Source organism: Streptomyces sp. A18, from assembly GCF_059026065.1.
The window spans coordinates 552,158-569,808 of sequence record NZ_JBWLKL010000001.1; the positions used below are offsets into that span (position 1 = coordinate 552,158).

Annotated in this window: 12 protein-coding genes; 2 read left to right on the forward strand and 10 right to left on the reverse strand. The window is 70.3% G+C overall.

All coding sequences use genetic code 11. From position 1 onward, the window contains the following. Nucleotides 1-11: 11 nt before the first annotated feature. The 4 genes from AC5P1C_RS02480 to AC5P1C_RS02495 all read right to left on the reverse strand — a co-directional run bounded on the left by AC5P1C_RS02480 (nt 12) and on the right by AC5P1C_RS02495 (nt 6,371). Complete coding sequence (locus AC5P1C_RS02480; RefSeq protein ID WP_493863958.1) at nt 12-1,928, reverse strand: IucA/IucC family protein; 1,917 nt, start codon at nt 1,926-1,928, stop codon at nt 12-14. A gap of 58 nt (nt 1,929-1,986) precedes the next feature. Further along, on the reverse strand, nt 1,987-2,808 hold the full coding sequence (locus AC5P1C_RS02485; protein ID WP_493863959.1) for a GNAT family N-acetyltransferase: 822 nt from the start codon (nt 2,806-2,808) through the stop codon (nt 1,987-1,989). A gap of 45 nt (nt 2,809-2,853) precedes the next feature. After that, entirely contained in the window at nt 2,854-4,848 is a 1,995-nt protein-coding gene (locus AC5P1C_RS02490) for an IucA/IucC family protein (RefSeq protein ID WP_493863960.1), read from the reverse strand. A gap of 98 nt (nt 4,849-4,946) precedes the next feature. Then, nucleotides 4,947-6,371, reverse strand: coding sequence for a diaminobutyrate--2-oxoglutarate transaminase family protein (locus AC5P1C_RS02495; RefSeq protein ID WP_493863961.1), 1,425 nt, complete (start codon nt 6,369-6,371; stop codon nt 4,947-4,949). 331 nt (nt 6,372-6,702) lie between these two features. Between AC5P1C_RS02495 and AC5P1C_RS02500 the strand changes: the two genes are divergently transcribed. Together AC5P1C_RS02500 and AC5P1C_RS02505 are read left to right on the forward strand one after the other, a co-directional pair. Then, a complete protein-coding gene (locus tag AC5P1C_RS02500; RefSeq protein WP_493863962.1) occupies nt 6,703-7,944 on the forward strand; it encodes a trypsin-like serine peptidase in 1,242 nt (413 codons plus the stop codon). 214 nt (nt 7,945-8,158) lie between these two features. Continuing rightward, nucleotides 8,159-9,370, forward strand: a complete 1,212-nt coding sequence (locus tag AC5P1C_RS02505; protein WP_493863963.1) for a trypsin-like serine peptidase — start codon at nt 8,159-8,161, stop codon at nt 9,368-9,370. 129 nt (nt 9,371-9,499) lie between these two features. Here the strand turns inward: AC5P1C_RS02505 and hflX are convergent, their stop codons facing one another. The 6 genes from hflX to miaA all read right to left on the reverse strand — a co-directional run bounded on the left by hflX (nt 9,500) and on the right by miaA (nt 17,525). Then, the gene (gene hflX / locus AC5P1C_RS02510; RefSeq protein ID WP_493863964.1) at nt 9,500-10,999 is read right to left on the reverse strand and encodes a GTPase HflX; all 1,500 of its coding nucleotides are present in this window, start codon (nt 10,997-10,999) and stop codon (nt 9,500-9,502) included. Nucleotides 11,000-11,169: 170 nt separating this feature from the next. Continuing rightward, a complete protein-coding gene (locus AC5P1C_RS02515) occupies nt 11,170-12,657 on the reverse strand; it encodes a M1 family metallopeptidase (RefSeq protein WP_493863965.1) in 1,488 nt (495 codons plus the stop codon). A gap of 111 nt (nt 12,658-12,768) precedes the next feature. Next, nucleotides 12,769-14,919: a RelA/SpoT family protein gene (locus tag AC5P1C_RS02520; protein WP_493863966.1), complete on the reverse strand. Its 2,151-nt coding sequence runs from the start codon at nt 14,917-14,919 to the stop codon at nt 12,769-12,771. Between the two features lie 142 nt (nt 14,920-15,061). Then, nucleotides 15,062-15,940, reverse strand: coding sequence for a diaminopimelate epimerase (gene dapF, locus AC5P1C_RS02525; protein ID WP_493863967.1), 879 nt, complete (start codon nt 15,938-15,940; stop codon nt 15,062-15,064). Nucleotides 15,941-16,026: 86 nt separating this feature from the next. After that, nucleotides 16,027-16,479 carry a hypothetical protein gene (locus AC5P1C_RS02530; RefSeq protein ID WP_493864034.1) on the reverse strand — a complete coding sequence of 151 codons (453 nt, stop codon included), beginning with the start codon at nt 16,477-16,479 and terminating at the stop codon, nt 16,027-16,029. A 107-nt stretch (nt 16,480-16,586) separates the two neighbouring features. Next, nucleotides 16,587-17,525 (reverse strand): tRNA (adenosine(37)-N6)-dimethylallyltransferase MiaA, encoded by a 939-nt coding sequence (miaA, locus tag AC5P1C_RS02535; RefSeq protein WP_493863968.1) that lies wholly within the window; start codon nt 17,523-17,525, stop codon nt 16,587-16,589. Nucleotides 17,526-17,651 lie beyond the last annotated feature (126 nt).

Sequence of the window (17,651 nt, forward strand, 5' to 3'; positions counted from 1 at the left end):
CAATCCTTCGATCAAGGCTGACGGAGAGGGTTCAGCACGCTTCCGTGCACGGCGGCGTGCGGGCGCTCCGGGCGGTCCCGGTACCCGTCGAGGTGGAGCCGGTTCCGGTTGAGGCACAGTCGCTCGATGCGCGGCGTGAGCAGGTCGAACATCTCGTACCGCTCCTTGAGCTGGGGGGCCCGCGCCTGATGACGGAGGATCTCGGCGCGGACGAGGGACCAGAAGTCGGCCTCCGGGATGCCCAGCTGCTCCTGGCAGAGCGGGGCGAGATAGCGGAAGACGCCCACGAAGAGCCCGGAATGGATGAACTGCGTGAGGAAGTCGGGGCGTTCGGTGAGCAGGACGTCACGGACGTCGTCCGGCATCGACGCGTGCTCCGGGAGGGCCTCGGCGCTGACGTTCACGTCGTCGACGAAGTCCTTCACCGCGAGCCGTACGGGTACGTCCTTGTCGTCGAAGACGACGATGGCGTTCTCCCCGTGAGGGGAGAACACGGTGCCGTACCGGTACAGGAACTGCAGGAGCGGAGGCAGCAGCGCCGCGAAGAGGTGCCGCAGCCAGACCTCGGGCGCGAGGCGCGAACGCTCGACCAGCTCGGCGACGAAGGCCTTGCCGTGCGGGTCTGTGTGCAGCAAGGAAGCAAGGGTCCGGGCGCGCTCGTCGGGGGCGAGATACCGGGTGATCGGTTCGCGCCAGATCGCACCGAGCAGCTCTTTGTACTGGTAGGAGACTTCGGGCAGGCCGTCGTAGAGCGGATGCTCGACGGTCACCGACGCGACCTCGCCGAGGAGGATCACCCTGCATTCGTCCCGCAGGAAGGGATCGGCGTCGCGCAGGGCGTGCATCCAGGCGGTGACGGCAGGGGCGGCCAAGGTGCGCTCGGTCGGAAGTCCGCGCCACACCAGGGTGTTCAGGACCGAAAGGGGCAGCTTGACGGTGTGCCGGTCGGGACGGGACAGATTCAGGAACGTACGAATGGACTGCTGGGGCAGCCGCAGATCGCCGTCGGTGGTGAGGGGAACGATCATTCCCGCGGCGACGGAAGGGGCGAAGAGGGGCAGGACGATGTCGTCCCACTGCCACGGATGCACCGGCAAGTAGAGGTAGGCGTGCGGGTCGAGGCCGCGTGCCCTGAGTATGTCTGCGAAGGACTCCCTCGTGGCGGGAGCGAGTTCACGTGTATAGAGCCTTTCCGCGGTGTCCAGTCCGGCGACGCCTCGGTAGGCGGCGAGGTCGGTGTGGACCGCGACCCAGGGAAGCCGCGTGGTGAGACGGGCCTCGGGCGCCCAGCGGGCGGTGTCACTCGCGGAGAAGCCGATGCGGCCCTTGTTGAGGACGAGCCAGGGGTGTCCGGTCTGATGCCCTTCGAGTTCCGCGTAGCCGAGGTCGGCGAGCTGCGCCGTGGTGAGGGCGGTCTGGTCGAGCCGGGCGTCGGCGGCGAGCGTGACGGTCAGCTCGCGGATGAGGTGGCCGAGCGTGGCGCCGTCGATTCCCAGGGTGCGGTGGGCCCGGGTGAGGAAGCGAAGGGGGTCGCTGAAGGGGAGCGGCGGTCCCTCGGCCTCGGCCAGGGCCAGGCTGGCCGGATCGACGTACCAACTGCCGTACGAGCCACGGTGGGCGCGGAAGAGGAGGCGGGGGGTCGGCTGTGGCACTTCGCTCGGGCGGCTATGGGCTCCGTCCCCATCGTTGCCGTTGCCGTCGCCGTCGTCGCCGTTGCCGTCGCCGTCGCCATCGAGGCGGATGCTGTAGCTGTGTGTGTCGCCCGGTCCGGCGGGGATGGGCTCGATGATCTCCTCATACGCGAACTCACCGACCATCTTGGCGAGGAGGCGGCGTCCGATCCTTGCCCACCTGTCCGGAGTCAGCTCCGGCGGGTCGTAGAGAGCGGATGGTTCTCGGGGTGTCGGGGGAACGGACGGATTCGGCACGGGGACTCCTCAGGGAGGGAACCGGATCAGGTCGAGCGGTGTACTAAGAGTGAGCGGGTCAGAGCACTGCGCGCAGGGCCCGATCACGGACCATGAGCGCCGCGCGCTTGTCGGGGAGATCCACCTCGGCGGCGAAGCGGAAGCCGGCGCTGAGAAAAGCAGAGACGGAGGGGGTGTTGCGCAGGTCGGGTTCTGCGATGACACGTGCGCATGCGGCGCGACGGTCGAGCACAAGGTCGGCGACGGCTCTCAACAGCGAGGTGCCGAGCCCTCGGCCGCGGTCGGCGACACCGCCGATGAGGAGGTGAAGACCAGTGTCATGCGGGCGGGCCGGATAGTGGCGGGCCAGGGCGTCGAGGTCCGCACGGTAGACCTCCCAGTAGCTCATCGGCGTGCCGTCCAGGACACCGAGGCAGGGGACGCTGCGTCCGTCGCCGTCGAGCTGGCCGCGCAGATGCTCCTGCGTGACGTCATCAGGGCCGGCCAGCTCCCAGAACGCCGCCACGGCAGGGTCGTTCATCCACCGGCTGATGAGGGGGAGATCGCGTTCGACGCGTACGGGGACGAGTTGGAAGACACCGGCAGAGGTCGTCGCGGGGCCCCAGTCGGCGACGTTGTCGAGCAGATCGTCGACCGACGAGACGCTCGTCCGTGCCGGTGCCTGTGCAGATGTCCGTGCGGGGGCTGCCGTGCAAGGTGCTCCACTCGCACCGATCAGAGCGATGAGTTCGTCCGGGAGGCGCAGGTCCAGGGTGTCTTGGACATCTGCCCTGTCGGTGGCCTGATCGGCTGTCCTGTCGGCGGTGGAGGACTCGGTGGCGGACACGGGGGTGGTCTCGGTTCCGGCGTCGGTGCTCGCATCGGGGGGAGGCGGAGGCACGGCGTCGCTCCTCTCGGAAAGGTCAGAAAGGGTGGGTCATGTTCCTCAGGAATGAAGGGGATTCGCGATGGAGACGTAGACGGACTGGGTGTCGACCGGACCCTCGAGCTCGTCGAGCCCGCGAAGCCGGGTCAGCAGGTTGGCCTTGCAGCGCAGCACGGGTGAGTCGAGCAGCAGGGCGGGCAAGGGCGTATACAGAGGTGCGGGACCGGACACGACGTCGCCGAGGAAGCGGCGGAAGGCAGCGAGCAACAGCTTCTCGTCGGCCAGGTGTTGGGCGCCGAGCGCTCCGATGAGGCCGAGGACGTTGTTGATGCCGAGGTAGTAGGCGAAGCGCTCGTCCGCCACCTCGTCGGACACGAACGTGTCGCTGTGCTCGCCGATGCCCGGGAGCCGCCGGTCGAGCTCGGCGCGGCGGGACTCCCGGTAGTAGTAGCCCTGGTTGTCGCGGTACCGGCCGCCCACGGGCCAGCCGTCGGGGTCAAGCAGCAGCAGCGTGTTCTGCTGGTGGGCCTCCAGGGCGACTCCTGCCTCGCTGTCCAGCCAGAGCACGGGGCGCACGACGTTCTCCAGGTAGCGCAGGAACCACTCCGTGGCGACGGCTCCCCGGGGTCGGCCCGTCCGCCCGGCGAGGCGGGTGACGATCTCGCCGAGCCGGGAGCGCATCGGGGCACGGTCGTGTCCCGTGGACTGCGGCGACGGCCTGGGCGATACGAGTCCCGCGATGCAGGTGGCGTCGTCACCGGGGCCGAAGGGGTTGTGCCGGATCATCACGTCGAGTCCGGAGACGGGCTCGCCGTCGGGGCCGGTCACGGCGAGCCAGGCGGGGTCGCGGATCACGTCGAAGCCTGGGTGGGCCGCCTGCCACTGCTCGGCGAGGCCGCTGCGCAGCAGCCGGTGGACCTCGACGCCGCGGTGGAGTTCCTTACGGAGATTCTCACGACGGGAGTTGGTGATGCGCAGGCCGAGCGAGAGCTTCAGCATGGCCGCGGCGCCCGAGCGATAAAGGGTGCGCACGGAGGAGGTCGGGTACCACGGTGTGCCGTGGGGGCCGAGGTCCTGGAGGAGTCCGGCTTCCAGGAGCGTGGCGGTCGCGGGGCGGTGCCGGAGCTCACGGATCTGCCAGGGGTGCAGGGGCAGGGCGGCGCGGCCTTCCGGCAGCGGCAGGTCCGGGCCCGCGAGGCGAGCGGTGAGCTGCTCGGCCGGGACGGTGCGGCCCCGCTCGGTCCAGGCCGAGTCACCGGCGAGCACGGCGGGGTCGACGGCGAGCCAGTGCAGCGCGAAGGCACCGCGCAACTCCGGTGAGTACAACCGGGATTCGGTGTCGGAGAGCCCCTCGCGGCTCTTCGGCGTGGGGTGCAGGGGGTGGCCGAGGAGCAGGGACTGTTCGGCGGCGAGAAAGAGGTCGGGTTCGTCGCCGGGGTTGTGCCGGCGGTCGGCGATGAAGGTGGCGGTGCGCCGCACCGAGTCGGCGACGCGGCCGACGAGGTCCCCTCCCTCGACCCGCGCGCTGTCACCGTCGCTACCGGTGCCGGTATCAGGGCCAATGCGGTCGGCCCCACCCTGCCTGGCGGCCTCGCCCTGCGTGTACGGGGCGGCGGCTGTGTCCTGTTGGCCCGTCTCGCGGCCCAGCAGAGCGGCGACGGTGACGGCGTCGGCCGGGGGTGCGCTCTGCGGACCGTCCTCCAGGTACGGGAGGCCGAACCGGTGCCAGCCGGTAGCCGACCAGTAGTGCACGGGGACGAGGAGAGCGGTGCCGCTGGCGTCGAGCGGGATGCGCAGGGCGCCGTGCTCGGGGGCGGGGAAGTTGTTCTCGCGCACCCAGCAGCGCAGGAGGTTCTCGATCGCCGCCACCTGCGCCGCGGTGTGCGGATCGGGATGCTCCAGGAGGTCGGCGGTCGCGCCTCGCAGCTGCTCGGTCTGCCGGCCTCCCTTCTGCCGGGGAACCGTGCCGGGCTCCGCCACCAGCGAGGATTGCTTGCCGCACGCGCCTGGGACGTGGGGGTGGGGTGGGCCGTCGGATGCGGGGGTGGCGTTCAAGAGGGCTTCCTTGTGGGGTCGTTCGGGCTCCGGGGCGACGGGCTGGAGCTGTGCTGATGTCTCTGGGCCGTCCGCGGTGCGGCCCGGGTCCGGCATGGCTATCCGTGGCGCGGACGCGCCGCCGCGGAGATCGCGTCGGCGAGGCGGTCCAGGATCGCGGTCGCCTGCTCGTCCGTGATGGTGAGAGGAGGAAGGAGGCGTACGACGCTGGAGTGCCGTCCGCCCAGCTCGACGATGAGTCCGCGGCTCAGGCATTCCCGTTGCACTGCCGCAGCGAGTTCGGGTGCGGGGGGACGCGGCTGCGGGCGGCGGTCCAGGGCGAGGGGGCCGCCGGGTCCGGCAGGCATCCGGCGCGCGACCGGGGCGGATTGGTCCATGGCGGCCGGGTCGACGAGTTCGACGCCGATCATCAGGCCTCTGCCCCGGACGTCGCCGATGCAGGGGTGCTCGGCGGCCAGGGACCGCAGCTGGGCGAGCATGCGGGTGCCCAGGACTCCCGCGCGTTCCGCGAGACCGTTCTCACGGACGTACGCGAGGGTGGCCGCGCCCGCCGCCATGGCGAGCTGGTTGCCGCGGAAGGTGCCCGCGTGAGCGCCGGGCGGCCAGACGTCGAGGTCGTCGCGGTAGACCACGACGGCCAGGGGCAGGCTGCCGCCGATGGCCTTGGAGAGGACCATCACGTCCGGGGCGACGCCGCTGTGCTCGACGGCCCAGAAGGTGCCGGTGCGCCCGACGCCGGTCTGGACCTCGTCCGCGATGAGCGGGATCGAGCGTGCGGCGGTGATCTCGCGCATCCGGCGCAGCCAGTCGTCGGGCGCGGGGATCACGCCGCCCTCGCCCTGCACCGGTTCGAGGATCATCCCGGCCGGCTGCGGCACTCCCGACTTGGGGTCGTCGAGGAGGCTCTCGGTCCAGCGGGCAGCCAGTTCGGCGCCGTCCGCACCGCCGATGCCGAACGGGCAGCGGTAGTCCTGTGGGTAGGGCAACCGCGCGACGCGTACGTCCTGTGCGCCGCCGGATGCTTCGAGTGCCCCTGCCGTCATCCCGTGGTAGGCGCCGGTGAAGGCGAGCATGCCGTCGCGCCCGGTCGCCGTACGCACGAGTTTGAGCGCGGCCTCCACGGCGTCCGTGCCCGCGGGCCCGCAGAACTGGATCCGCGCGCGGTCCGCGAGTCCGCGAGGCAGTGTGCGGAACAGCTCGGTGGTGAAGGCGTCCTTGACCGGTGTGGCCAGGTCGAGAACATGCAGCGGCGCCCCCGAGTCCAGGACCCTTCTGATCGCTTCGAGCACGACCGGATGGTTGTGCCCGAGGGCCAGGGTCCCCGCACCCGAGAGACAGTCGAGGTAGCGCTGTCCGTCGGCGCCCTCGATCGTCAGGCCGCGTGCCCGTACCGGCACGATCGGCAGGGCGCGCGCATAGGTGCGCGCCGCCGACTCGCGCGCCGACTGGCGTCGCAGGATCCCCTCGTGTGCTGCGGAGTGCGCCGCGGAAACCGCCGCGGGCGCCGGCTCGGTCACGGCCACGACTGTTGGTCCTCCCGCTGGGAATGGGCGCTTCCCACTCGATCTGGGCTAGCGCACCGACGAGTTGGCAGGGGGAGATGAACGCAGGCCGCCAGCCCCCCGTACGTACCAACGACGGGGGCTGCGGAGGAACACGGGTGGTCGGAAGATCCTTGCCGTGACGGAACCGTTGCCGTTCCGTCGGCTGTCCCCTACGGCACCGGCATAGTGTGAGGTGCCGTTCATCCGCGGCAGGGTGTGCAGCGCCACGGAGGTACGCGGTGCTCAACGCACTGTGCGGCACACGGTGTCCGGCATGTGAACGATCTCGAAGCCCAGGGGGAATCTCTCTATGCGACCCATACGCCCGCTCAAGACCGCTCGTCATGGGAGGAGTGCGCGCGGCAGAACCTCCCCTGTGGCGGCGGCCGTCGCCATCGGCGCGGCACTCGTTCTGACCGCGACAGCCTGTGGCCCGAGCGAGGACAACGCGGGCGACGAAGCGTCCGCGTCCCAGCCCGCCGACGACGGCAACAGCACCGACGACGGCAAGGTCAAGATCCCGGACGACATCCAGGACCGGCTCAAGGAGCACGGCATCGACCTGGACAAGTGGAAGGACGGGGCCTGGAAGAACTGGGACAAGGACGACTGGCTCCGCGAGGCCGGTGACTACGTCAACCCGATCATCGAGGGACTCTGGGACCCGGACCGCATGCGGGACGCGGACAAGAACCCCGACCGCGGCGTCGACGACAACGACATCTCCGGTGACCAGGGCGTGACCGACCCGACGCCCGAGCCGGTGGAAGCGGCGGCCCTGAAGACGCCGTACGACGCCAGCGTTCCGGAGTCGGGCAAGCTGTTCTTCGACGGCCCCGACGGCTCGATGGTCTGTTCCGCCACCGTCGTGAAGGACCCGGCGAACCCGGGCAAGTCCAACATGGTGTGGACCGCGGGCCACTGCGTGCACGCGGGCGCGGACGGCGGCTGGTACCGCAACATCGCGTTCGTCCCCTCGTACAACAACAGCGGCAAGTCGGCCGCCGAGCTGGAGACCGCACCCAAGGAAGAGGTCGCTCCGCACGGCGTCTGGTGGGGCGACTGGGCGCAGACCTCCGATCAGTGGATCGAGCAGGGTGGCCCGACGGGCGGCAAGGGCGCGCCGTACGACTTCGCGGTCATCCACGTGACGCCCGAGAAGGGCAGTGAGGGCAAGTCCCTCGAGGAGCAGGTCGGTTCGGCACTCCCGGTGGACTTCAACGCCCCGGCGGTACCCAAGATCGCCGACATGACGGCGACCGGCTACCCGGCCGCTCCGCCGTTCGACGGCCAGAGGGCTTTCCAGTGCGCCGACAAGCCGGGCCGGCTCTCGATCAGCAAGCCCGAGCCGACGATGTACCGCATCGGCTGCACGATGACCGGCGGTTCGTCCGGCGGCGGCTGGGTGGCCAAGGGCTCGGACGGCAAGCCCGCCCTGGTGTCCAACACCTCCATCGGCCCGGTGGCGGCCGGTTGGCTGGCCGGCCCGCGTCTCGGCAAGGAGGCCAAGGGCATCTACGGCGCGGTCAGCGAGAAGTTCGCCGACAAGTAAGCCGACGCGTAAGCCGACAGGTACGCGTCTGAGCGCCTGATGTACGACGGCGGGGTCGCCGGAAATCTTCACGACCCCGCCGTCGTTCGTCCCCAAACGCACAGGCATAGTGGGGTGTTGCGTCAGCGGGGATCTCCCGGAGCTTCCACGCGGACACATGACAAGTACATGGCAATTGCAGCGATTACACGTTCAACTCGGGGGTTACAACAGCATGCGTTCCACTCGTGCGCCCTTCGCGCGCAGTCGCGCGCGGCGTCTCGCACTCGCCGCCACCGGCCTCGCCGCGACTCTGGCACTCACTGCCACGGCCTGCGGCCCCAGCGACAACAAGGCCGACGGTAAGGCCGACGGCACCTCGCAGGGTGCCGACAAGGGCTCCGACACCGGCTCCGATGCCAAGCTGCCCGGCGACATCGCCGACAAGCTGAAGGACCACGGCATCGACCCGGACAAGTGGAAGGACGGGGCCTGGAAGAACTGGAACAAGGACGACTGGCTCCGCGAGTCCAAGGACTTCGTCAACCCGGTCATCGAAGGGCTCTGGAAGCCCGAGCGGATGAAGAAGGCCAAGGACCCGAACAAGACGATCGCCGCGAAGGACGCCGCCGCAGGTCAGGGCGGTACCGACCCCGAGCCGTCGCCGGTCCAGGCCAAGCGCGAGAAGACGCCGTACCACGAGAACGCCGCACCGGTCGGCAAGATCTTCTTCGACGCCCCCGAGGGCTCGATGGTCTGCTCCGGCACGGTCGTGAAGGACCCGCGCAACCCGGGCAAGTCCAACCTCGTGTGGACCGCGGGCCACTGCGTGCACGCCGGTTCCGCCGGTGGCTGGTACCGCAACATCACCTTCGTGCCGGCCTACAACGACCTCGGCAAGTCCGAGGCCGAGCTGAGCAACGCCGCACCGCAGGAAGTCGCCCCCTACGGCCAGTACTGGGCCGACTGGGTTTCGACCTCCGCCGAGTGGATCGATCAGGGAGCCGCTTCGGGCGGTGCCGGTGCGCCGTACGACTACGCCGTGATGCACGTGAAGCCGGAGCAGGGCTCCAAGTCCCTCGAGGAGACGGTGGGCAACGCGCTCAAGGTCGACTTCTCGACTCCGTCGGCGCAGAGCGTGAGCTCGATGGGCGCATGGGGCTACCCCGCCGCTCCCCCGTACAACGGCCAGATCATGCACAAGTGCATCGACAAGCCGGGCCGCCTCTCGCTGACCTCCACCCAGCCGACGATGTACCGCATCGGCTGCACCATGACCGGTGGTTCGTCCGGCGGCGGCTGGTTCCGGATGGTGGGCGGCAAGACCCAGCTGGTCTCGAACACCTCGATCGGCCCGACCGAGAACACCTGGCTGGCAGGACCGCAGCTGGGCAGGGGCGCCCAGCAGGTCTACGACATGATGAGCGAGAAGTACGGCTCCAAGTAGCCGCACCGGCGGGCGACCGCCGCACCTCGCAGGCACCTCGCACATGACACGGCGAAGGCCCGCCCCCTACGAGAGGGAGCGGGCCTTCGTCATGTGTACCGCGTGCACCGCGCCTGCCGGGAGCTGCCTTCAGCCCGCGACCGGCACGTACGGCGTGAACTCCGCCGCCAGTTCCTCGTGCACCCGGGCCTTGAGCAGCGTGCCCTCGGCGGTGTGCTCCTCGGAGAGCACCTCGCCATCGGCATGCGCCCGCGAGATGAGCTGGCCCTGCGTGTACGGAACGAGGGCCTCGATCTCGACCTCGGGCCGCGGCAGTTCGGCGTCGATCAGCGCGAGCAGCTCTTCGATGCCCGCGCCCGTGCGCGCGGAGACCGCGATCGCGTGCTTCTCGTTGCGCAGCAGCCGCTGGAGGACCAGCGGATCGGCCGCATCCGCCTTGTTCACGATCACGATCTCGGGCACGTCCGTCGCGCCCACATCGCGGATCACCTCGCGCACGGCGGCGAGCTGCTCCTCCGGCACCGGGTGCGAACCGTCCACCACGTGCAGGATCAGGTCGGACTCGCCGACCTCTTCCATCGTGGAGCGGAACGCCTCGACCAGGTGGTGCGGCAGATGCCGCACGAACCCGACGGTGTCGGCCAGCGTGTAGAGCCGGCCGCTCGGCGTCTCGGCCCGGCGCACGGTCGGGTCGAGGGTGGCGAACAGGGAGTTCTCCACCAGGACGCCCGCGCCCGTGAGTCGGTTGAGCAGGGAGGACTTGCCCGCGTTCGTGTAACCGGCGATCGCGACCGAGGGCACCTTGTTGCGCTTGCGCTCCTGGCGCTTGATCTCACGGCCCGTCTTCATCTCCGCGATCTCCCGGCGCATCTTCGCCATCTTCTCGCGGATCCGACGACGGTCCGTCTCGATCTTGGTCTCACCGGGACCACGCGTCGCCATGCCGCCGCCACCGCTGGATCCGCCGCCACCCATCTGACGGGAGAGCGACTGACCCCAACCACGCAGGCGCGGGAGCATGTACTGCATCTGGGCAAGGGCTACCTGCGCCTTGCCCTCTCGGGACTTGGCGTGCTGGGCGAAGATGTCCAGGATCAGGGCGGTCCTGTCGACCACCTTGACCTTGACGACGTCTTCGAGGTGGATCAGCTGGCCGGGGCTCAGCTCACCGTCACAGACGACGGTGTCCGCCCCGGTCTCGAGGACGATGTCACGCAGCTCCAAGGCCTTGCCGGATCCGATGTACGTCGCCGGGTCGGGCTTGTCGCGGCGCTGGATGACGCCGTCGAGCACGAGTGCGCCCGCCGTCTCGGCGAGGGCCGCCAGCTCGGCGAGCGAGTTCTCCGCGTCCTGCACTGTGCCCGAGGTCCACACGCCGACGAGCACCACTCGCTCCAGACGGAGCTGTCGGTACTCGACTTCGGTGACGTCCTCGAGCTCGGTGGAGAGGCCGGCGACGCGGCGCAGAGCCGCGCGCTCGGAGCGGTCGAACTGGTCGCCGTCCCGCTCTCCGTCGTGTCCGTGGCTCCAGGCGACGTCCTCTTCCATCAGGGCATCGGCCCGAAGACCTTCGGGATAGTTCTGCGCGAGGCTCTGCGCGTCCTGGGAAGGGGAAGAAGAGGAGGTCATTGGATCCTTACGTCGATGGGATTCGTCATAGGGGTCAACGCTCGGGGCCGCCCCGAGATTCCCCGGGCCGGCCGGTACCGACCCTGAGATCACCCCGAAGGGTTTCCCCGGACCCGCAGTGGCGCCGACCTGAAGATGGTTGCACGGAACGGCCCGTCTCGTCACGTGGGTTATTTCCCGGCGGGAGCGGCCTTACGCCAGTCCGGGTGCCCCGGCATCGGCGGCGTCTTCGCGCCGTACAACCAGGGGTCGAAGAATCCGCTCAGATCACGGCCCGCGGTGGAGGAAGCAAGCCGCACGAAGTCCGCGGTCGTCGCGTTACCGTCCCGGTAGGTCTGCACCCAGGCCCGCTCCAGGCGGTCGAAGTTCCGGTGTCCGATCTCCTGGCGCAGCGCGTAGAGCACCAGCGCACTGCCGTCGTAGACGACCGGGCGGAAGATGCTGATCTTCTGACCCGGCGCGGGGCCCTTCGGCGCGGCCGGCGGCCCGCCCGCCTGCCGCCACCCGTCCGACTGCCGGTAGGCCTCCTTCATCCGCTTCTCCAGGGACTTCTTCGACTTCTCCTCGGCGAAGAGCGCCTCGTACCAGGTGGCGTGCCCTTCGTTGAGCCAGAGATCGGACCAGGTGCTGGGGCTCACGCTGTCGCCGAACCACTGGTGCGCCAGCTCATGCACCATGATCGAGTCCACGTACCACTCCGGGAACTCGGGCCGCTTGAACAGGTCGCTCTCGAACAGGGAGAGGGTCTGCGTCTCCAGCTCGAAGCCGGTCTGCGCCTGCGCCATCAGCACGCCGTACGTCTCGAACGGATAGCGGCCGACCTTCCCCTCCATCCAGCTGATCTGGTCCGGTGTCTTCTTCAGCCAGCGCTCCATCGCCTTGCGGTCCTTGGTGGGCACCACATCGCGTACGGGCAGACCGTTCGGCCCGGAGCGGTGCACCACCGTGGACCGGCCGATGGACACCTGCGCCAGTTCCGTCGCCATGGGGTGGCGGGTGCGGAAGGCCCGCGTCGTGGTGGACCCGGTGTGCGCCGTGGCGACGGGCAGACCGTTGGCGACGGCGGTGAGCCCCTTCGGGGTGGTGATGCGGAACGTGAACTGTGCCTTGTCGGCGGGGTGGTCGTTGGACGGGAACACGCGGTGCCCGGCGTCGGCCTGGTTGGCCATGGCGAGCCCGTCGGCCGTGGGCACCCACCCGCCGTCCTGGTCCTTCGTCGGCCTGGGGTCACTGGTGTGCCGGACAGTGACCCGCATCTGCTCGCCCCGGCCGACCGGCCGCGACGGCGTGACGACCAGGTCCTCACCGCTGGATTCGAAGCGGGCGGGGGCGCCGTTGACGGCGACGGAGCGGACCTTGCCGTGGGCGAAGTCGAGGTTGACCCGCTTCAGTGGTGCGCTCGTGCGGGCGTCGATCACCGTCACGGCATCGAGCGGCTTCTTGTTGTCGCCGTGGTACGTGAAGGCGATGTCGTACGACATGACGTCGTACCCGGGGTTGCCCAGGTGTGGGAAGAGCCGGTCGCCGATGCCGAGCGGTCTGGCCGGTGACGGCGCGCTCGCGGCGAGGAGGGTGGCGGATGTGGCCGCGGCCAGGAGCGCGGTCGCGATGCGGAGAGTCTTCGGCCGCGAGGCCTTGACCTGGGGGGTGAGCAGCATGAACTACCGCTATCAGCGCGGACCTTCCGCACCGGTGTCGGCACGCGCCACGCCACTCGAACGAGTCGCCAGTAGGCGGCTGAGTCGACGCCGCCACCCAGTGGCGCGCTGCTACGAAGTCGCCGCCGGGTGCTGGGCACGGCTGACGTCGTACACGCCGGGCACCGCGCGCATCGCACGCATGAGACCCGGAAGGTGGGCCGCGTCCGGGAGTTGCAGCGTGTACGTGTGGCGCACGCGCTGCTGGGTCGGTGGCTCGACGGTCGCCGACATGATCTCGACGCCCTCCAAGGCGATGGCTTCGGTGAGGTCGGCCAGCAGATGCGCCCGGCCGAACGACTCGGCGATCAGCGTCACCCGGCACTCCGCGCTGTCTCCCCAGCGCACGCCTACCTCGGCGCGCCCCACCTCCTTCATGCGGGCCACGGCGGGGCACTCGACGCGGTGCACGGTGACCACGCCGCCGCGCACGGCGAAGGCGGTCACCTCGTCCGGCGGCACGGGCGTACAACATCCCGCGAGCCGTACGCTCGCGCCTTCCCGGTCCACGACGGCGTTCGCCGCGGCGGGTCGGGGGAAGTCGGTGGTCTGCGGCGGGGGTGCGGGCTTCTCCGGGGTCGAGGCCGCGGGAGCCGTCGCGGGCGTGGGGTGGGTCGTGAGCCAGCGGCGGATGGCGATCCGGGCGCCGGGCGTGCGCGCGTGGTCGAGCCACTCGCGGGAGGGCCCGGACGCCGCGTCCTGGCCCATGAGCAGCTGGACCGTGTCGCCGTCCCGCAGGACCGTGCTCAGCGTCGCCAGGCGTCCGTTGACACGCGCGCCGATGCAGGCGTGGGCGTCCTCGCCGTACTGGGCGTAGGCGGCGTCCACGCAGCTCGCACCGGCGGGCAGTCCGAGCGTGCCGCCGTCCGGGCGGAAGACGGCGATCTCGCGGTCCTGGGCGAGGTCCTCACGGAGCGTGGACCAGAACGTGTCCGGGTCGGGGGCAGCTTCCTGCCAGTCGAGCAGGCGGGAGAGCCAGCCGGGCCTGGTCGGGTCGGCGCGCTCGCCCTCGACCGCGTACTCGGAAGGGGCGTCGGCCACGGCATCGGACTGCTCCTCCGAAGGAGGAGCGTACGGATTGCGCAGCGCGACGACGCCGGCCTCGGCGACCTTGTGCATCTGGTGCGTACGGATGAGGACTTCGGCGACCTCGCCGTCCGGGCGGGCCACGGCCGTGTGCAGCGACTGGTAGAGGTTGAACTTCGGTACGGCGATGAAGTCCTTGAACTCCGAGACCACCGGCGTGAAGCAGGTGTGCAGCTCGCCGAGGACGCCGTAGCAGTCCGCGTCCTCGTTCACCAGCACCAGGAGCCGTCCGAAGTCCGCCGCGCGCATCTCGCCGCGTTTGCGGTGCACCCGGTGGACCGAGACGAAGTGCCGTGGCCTGATGAGGACTTCGGCCGCGATGCCCGCCTCGCGCAGCACCGCGCGGACGTCGTCCGCCGTCCCTTCCAGCGGGTCGCCGCCGCCCACCGCGTTGGCCGCGATCAGCTTCTGGACCTCGGCGTACTCCTCCGGGTGGAGGATCGCGAAGACGAGGTCCTCCAGCTCGGTCTTGAGTGCCTGCACGCCGAGGCGCTCGGCGAGCGGAATCAGCACGTCCCGCGTCACCTTGGCGATCCGTGCCTGCTTCTCGGGGCGCATGACGCCGAGCGTGCGCATGTTGTGCAGGCGGTCGGCGAGCTTGATCGACATGACGCGTACGTCGTTGCCGGTGGCCACGAGCATCTTGCGGAAGGTCTCGGGCTCGGCGGCCGCTCCGTAGTCGACCTTCTCCAGCTTCGTGACGCCGTCGACCAGATAGCAGACGTCGTCGCCGAATTCCGTGCGCACCTGATCGAGCGTCACATCCGTGTCCTCGACGGTGTCGTGGAGCAGGGACGCGGTCAGGGTGGTGGTCTCGGCGCCCAGCTGGGCGAGGATCAGGGTCACCGCGAGCGGATGTGTGATGTACGGCTCACCGCTCTTGCGCATCTGGCCGCGGTGGGAGGACTCCGCAAGCACCCAGGCACGCCGCAGCGGCTCCAGATCCGCGTCCGGGTAGTGGCCTCGATGGGCTTCCGCCACATGGCCGATCGCGTCCGGCAACCGGTCCCGGGTGGCGGGCCCCATCAGGGCCGCCCGGCCGAGCCTGCGCAGGTCAAGCCGCGGACGACCGCGCCTGCGCTGCGCTCCGGGCGTCACGGGGCCAGACATCGCGGGGTTTGTGGCCTCCGCACTCATGGGCACCTCCGGCTGCTCCGACCGGCGGTGAGCGGACGACGGCGTGCTCCGTCCGGGCCGGTGCTTGATGCTACCGAGCCCACCACGCGCCGCTGACCGCCTCTCGCCGAGCGCGAAACGGATCACCCATTCGAGCGACAGTTCACGGGTTTACAGTTTCGAGCCATTCCGCGTCGATCTCACCTTCGGCGACGATCACCGCGGGACCCGTCATCTCGATCTCGCCGTCGGGCCGCTCGGTGATCACCAGGCGCCCACCGGGCAGATCGACGGTGTACGTGACCGGCGAACCGGTCGTGGCAGGATCCGCCCCGTCCTTGCGGGCCGCCGCCACGGCCACGGCGCACGCGCCGGTGCCGCACGAGCGGGTCTCGCCCGCGCCGCGTTCGTGCACGCGCATGGCGACGTGGCGCGGGCCCCGGTCGACCACGAACTCGACGTTCACGCCGTCCGGGTACGCCGAAGCGGGGCTGAAAGGGGGCGGGTCGTACAGGGTGCCCGCGTCGGCCAGGTCGTCCACGAAGGCGACCGCGTGCGGGTTGCTCATGTTCACGTTGCGCGCGGGCCAGTTGTGGTCGGCCACGGAGACCGTGACGTCCCCTTCGGGGAAGGACGCCTTGCCCATGCCGACGGTGACGTCCCCGCCGGCGGCGGCCTTGGCGATGTGCACGGTCTTCACGCCGCCCCGGGTCGCGACGGCCAGATCACCCTCGCCCACCAGTCCGGCACGCTGCAGATAGCGGGCGAAGACGCGCACTCCATTGCCGCACATCTCGGCGATCGAACCGTCGCCGTTCCGGTAGTCCATGAACCACTCGGCCTCGGCGGCCAGATCGCGCACCTCGGGGTGCGCCGCGGTGCGCACGACGTGCAGCAGGCCGTCGCCACCGATGCCCGCGCGGCGGTCACACAGGGCGGCGACGGCGGCCGGGGGCAGCTCGATGGCGTTGTCGGGGTCAGGGATGATCACGAAGTCGTTCTCGGTCCCATGCCCCTTGAGGAAGGCGATCCGCGTGCTCATTCCTCGATCGTACGGGGTGCCTGGGACAGTCGGTCGTCAAGGTGCCCGCCAGGGCTCTGACCTCGTACGACTCTCGGACGACGGCGTCAGCGGAGGCGCGCCACGCGCCACACGGCGAGCACGGCGACGGCCAGGAACACCAGGGCGTACGCGGACACGATGCGCCAGTCCAAGCGGCCTCCGGAACCGCGCTCCGGCAGCCCCGGCCAGGTATGCCCCACGCGGCGCGCGGCCATCATGCCCCAGCCCGCGGCGCAGGAGCTGATCAGGAGTCCGAGCATGGCGACGACGGCGCCGCCGTCCCCGAAGTCGAAGGCCAGCGGGAAGGCGAACATCAGCGATCCGGCCGCGGCGAGTATGACGATCGGCGCGAGCTGCCAGATGCGCAGACGGCGCTGCGGGCGCAGTTCGACCTCGACCTCGGCGGCCATCTCGTCCGCTCCTGGGCCGTCGGCACTCACGCCGTCCGGTGCCCCGTCGGGGCCGTCCGGAGTCAGCTCGCCGTTGTCGTGCGCGGTGTCACGAGGGCCGGCCTCCATCGCCATCCGCCCTCCCACTCCGGACTCCACTGGTCGATCGATGACCGATGATGGCACGGCGCCAGGGGCCGGGATGACCGCCGGAGCGTCCCGATGCCATCACGTGATCAGGCTGTGACCGCTCGTTCGACCAACGCCAGTGCCTGTCCCGGGAGTTCCCCGCGATCGGCGACGGCGCCACTGAGCCAGTGCACCCGGGGGTCGCGGCGGAACCACGAGTCCTGACGGCGCGCGAAACGCTTGGTCGCGCGCACTGTCTCCGCGCGCGCCTCGTCGTCGGTGCACTCCCCCGCGAGCGCCGCGAGCACCTGCTGGTACCCGAGCGCGCGAGACGCCGTACGCCCCTCGCGCAGCCCCACGGCCTCCAGGGCACGCACCTCGTCGACGAGGCCCGCGTCCCACATGCGGTCCACGCGCGTGGCGATGCGTTCGTCGAGTTCGGGCCTGTCGACGTCCACGCCGATCTGGACGGTGTCGTAGACGGATTCGTGTCCGGGAAGGTTGGCGGTGAAGGGCTTGCCGGTGATCTCGATGACCTCGAGGGCGCGGACGATCCGGCGGCCGTTGCTGGGGAGGATGGCCTGGGCCGCTCCGGGGTCGGCGGCGGCGAGGCGGGCATGGAGCGCGCCGGAGCCGTGGAGCGCGAGCTCCTCCTCGATGCGGGCCCGGACCGCGGGGTCGGTACCGGGGAACTCCAGGTGGTCGACGGCCCCCCTGACGTAGAGCCCGGAGCCGCCGACCAGGATCGGCCAGCGTCCGTCGGCAAGGAGACGGTCGATCTCCGCACGCGCCAGCTTCTGGTACTCGGCGACACTCGCCGCCTCCGTGACGTCCCAGATGTCGAGGAGGTGGTGCGGCACTCCGTCGCGCTCCTCGAGCGTCAGCTTGGCGGTCCCGATGTCCATCCCTCTGTAGAGCTGCATGGAGTCGGCGTTGACGACTTCGCCGCCGAGACGCTGGGCGAGGAAAACGCCCAGATCGGACTTTCCTGCCGCGGTCGGCCCGACGACGGCGATGACCCGCGGTGCGGGAGCTGCTCTACTCACCGCCCCAGTCTCGCAAACCCTGCGGCCACTTCCCGAATGAGCTACGTGACGCCACAGGTCCGGGGTCGTTGCCTGTTGCGAGGTTCCGGCCGCCGGTTTCAAGGATCGGCGACCCGGGCGGCGCAA

Excerpts from the sequence above, each read along its gene's own strand:
- AC5P1C_RS02500 (WP_493863962.1), top strand. The coding sequence starts at position 6,703 with ATGCGACCCATACGCCCGCTCAAGACCGCTCGTCATGGGAGGAGTGCG.
- AC5P1C_RS02505 (WP_493863963.1), top strand. The coding sequence starts at position 8,159 with ATGCGTTCCACTCGTGCGCCCTTCGCGCGCAGTCGCGCGCGGCGTCTC.
- hflX (WP_493863964.1), bottom strand. The coding sequence starts at position 10,999 with ATGACCTCCTCTTCTTCCCCTTCCCAGGACGCGCAGAGCCTCGCGCAG.
- AC5P1C_RS02515 (WP_493863965.1), bottom strand. The coding sequence starts at position 12,657 with ATGCTGCTCACCCCCCAGGTCAAGGCCTCGCGGCCGAAGACTCTCCGC.
- AC5P1C_RS02520 (WP_493863966.1), bottom strand. The coding sequence starts at position 14,919 with ATGAGTGCGGAGGCCACAAACCCCGCGATGTCTGGCCCCGTGACGCCC.
- dapF (WP_493863967.1), bottom strand. The coding sequence starts at position 15,940 with ATGAGCACGCGGATCGCCTTCCTCAAGGGGCATGGGACCGAGAACGAC.
- AC5P1C_RS02530 (WP_493864034.1), bottom strand. The coding sequence starts at position 16,479 with ATGGAGGCCGGCCCTCGTGACACCGCGCACGACAACGGCGAGCTGACT.